The organism is Trebonia sp. (assembly GCF_049794275.1).
Taxonomy (GTDB): domain Bacteria; phylum Actinomycetota; class Actinomycetes; order Streptosporangiales; family Streptosporangiaceae; genus Trebonia.
The window spans coordinates 1-2,475 of sequence record NZ_JBARCR010000094.1 but is presented as its reverse complement, the minus strand read 5'-3'; the positions used below and the strand labels follow the sequence as shown (position 1 = coordinate 2,475).

Sequence of the window (2,475 nt, the reverse complement as noted above, 5' to 3'; positions counted from 1 at the left end):
ACGGTGGCCCAATGCGACGCGATCAAGCAGGAGGCGGTGCGCGGCCGCACCGCGGTGATCGTCGGGATGGGGTTCATCGGCTGCGAGGTGGCGGCCTCGCTGACCCAGCTGGGGGTCAGGGTCACCGCGGTCTTCCCTGGCCGGGACCCGCTCGAGCGGGTTCTCGGCGACCAGGTCGCCGGGGTGATGAGCGCCATCCACCGGGCGAACGGCGTCGAACTGCTGGCCGGCGAGCAGGTCGCGGCCTTCGAGGGCACCAGCCGCGTGGCAGCGGCCGTGACCCGGTCCGGCCGCCGTATCGAGTGCGACTTCGCCGTGGCGGGCGTCGGCATCGAACCCGACATCCCGGCTGTCGGTGTCGAGCAGCAGAACGGGATCCTCGTCGACGAGCGCTGCCGGGCCAGCGCCCCCGACGTCTACGCGGCCGGTGACCTGGCGAACCACCTGCACCCGCTGTTCGGCCGGATCCGGGTCGAGCACTACAACAACGCGGAGAAGCAGGGCGCCGCCGCCGCCAGGTCAATGCTCGGTTCGACGGCTCCCTACGACTACGTGCACAGCTTCTGGTCAGATCAGTACGACCACAAACTCGAGTACGTCGGCCATGTCGAAAAGTGGGACCAGTTCGTGGTCCGCGGCAGTGTGCGTGACGGCAAGCTGATCGGCATCTACCTGGTAGACGGGATAGTGCGGGCAGCCGTCGGCCTCGACCGCGGCGGCGATCCCGAACTGGACACCGACGGCGAGATGGCGGCGTGCGACCGCCTGGTAGCCACGCAAGCGAAGCCGGCTCCCGCCGTGCTCAGCGACGAGAAAACGGACCTGTGGTCGCTGGCAGGACCTGAGGCGCGATCCTAGGCGTTGGAGAACAGCGGGATGTTCGCCCCGCTGACCGGGGCGAGCGGGCTGTCCAGCAGCGCGGCGATCAGCTCCCCCACGTCAGCCGGGGTCAGGCCGGGACGCAGCGCCGGATTGGCCCGGCGCAGCATCTCGGTGTCGACAGCACCCGGGCTCAGGCAAATCGCGCTGATGCCATGCTCCCTGCCCTCGACCGCGATCGCCTCGGTCAGGCCGATGACCCCGTATTTGGAGACGTTGTAGGCGGCAAGCCCAGGGAACTTCTCGGTGGCGTATACGCCAGACAGCGAGGCGATGGTGACGATCCGGCCCGCACCGGCGGGAGCCATGGCGGTGAACGCCGCGCGGCAGCAGTAGAAAGCGCCCGTCAGGTTGACCGCGAGCGTGTCGCGCCACGTCTCCGATGTCGTCTCGGCGAATGGCACGTTCGTCAGCACGCCCGCGGCGCAGATCAGCCCGCTCACCTGGCCGATCCCGCTGACCTCGGAGAACAGGCGCTCGACCGCCGCTTCGTCGGCCACGTCCGTCGGGACGGGCGTGGCCGTGCCGCCAGCGTCCTTGATCCGGCCCGCCACGTCGTCGAGAGCATGACGGTCCCGCGCGGCGAGCACGACGTGCGAGCCGGCGTTCGCCAGCGCCGCGGCCGTCGCCGCGCCGATGCCGCTGCTAGCCCCTGTGACGACCACGAGGCGACCCGGCAGCCAACTGCCTCGCACCGGCTCACCCACCAGCGACTAGACGGTAGAGACGCTCGTGCGCGTCAAGGCTGAGTCCCAGGTCAAGATGGCTCTCGGCATGGTCGCGGCAGGCCCGTCGCGAAATCCCGGCAACCTTGGACACCGCTTCGGCAGCCGCCGGAATGTCGTCGGGCGGCACCAGGAAACCGGTCGCGCGGTCCACGATCACCTCCCGCAGGCCGCCGCGGCTGAACGCGACGACCGGAGCACCGCACGCCTGCGCCTCGGCGGCGGCCAGCCCGAATGGCTCATCCCAGCGGGCCGGGCACAACACCACGGCCGCCTCAGCCATAGCCTGCCACAGCGAAGGCCGGGGCACTGCCTCGTGCACGGACACGCCCGGCAAGCCGCGTCGCGGATCGATCTGCTCCCTGCTGTACCCCTCGTCATAGGCATCGCCATAGACATGGATCGGCACTCCGGCCGCGCGGGCGATGTCGATGGCCTCGGCCGCGCCCTTCTCCGGGCTCAGCCGGCCAGCGAACACCGCACCCTGTCCGGCACTACTGGACCACGGGATATCGCGCGTGGACGGGTACGGCGGCAGCACCGCGTCGACGGGCACGACCCGGCGCCAGGCGACGGCCTGTGAATTCGACACGACGGCCACGACCGGCGGCCGGCCCCGCCTGGCTGCGTCGCGTAGAGCTGCCGACAGGTCCCGGTCCGGAGGCAGGTGGAGCGTGTGCACCACTGGTGCCCGCAATCCGGTCCCGAGCCTGATGGCAGGCGCGTCGAAGGCGTGATTGTGGATCACGTCATACCGGCTCGACCGCACGGCCGCGAAGGCGGTAGCGAACGCGGCCTCCGCGGCCGCTGCCGCCGCCAGCGGATCGCTGCCTTCGCTGGCGTCGCCTGCGTTGCCCGCGTCGGATCCGGG

Annotated in this window: 3 protein-coding genes; 1 reads left to right on the top strand and 2 read right to left on the bottom strand. The window is 70.8% G+C overall.

All coding sequences use genetic code 11. From position 1 onward, the window contains the following. On the top strand, positions 1-858 hold an 858-nt coding region (locus tag WA805_RS02545; protein ID WP_425241554.1), incomplete at its 5' end, for an NAD(P)/FAD-dependent oxidoreductase. Here WA805_RS02545 and WA805_RS02540 read toward each other — a convergent pair. Then, a complete protein-coding gene (locus WA805_RS02540) occupies positions 855-1,574 on the bottom strand; it encodes an SDR family NAD(P)-dependent oxidoreductase (RefSeq protein WP_425241553.1) in 720 nt (239 codons plus the stop codon). The two genes, WA805_RS02545 and WA805_RS02540, sit on opposite strands and share 4 nt — an antisense overlap. 4 nt (positions 1,575-1,578) lie before the next feature. Beyond that, the coding region (locus WA805_RS02535) for a glycosyltransferase (RefSeq protein WP_425241552.1) at positions 1,579-2,475 on the bottom strand (897 nt) is incomplete at its 5' end.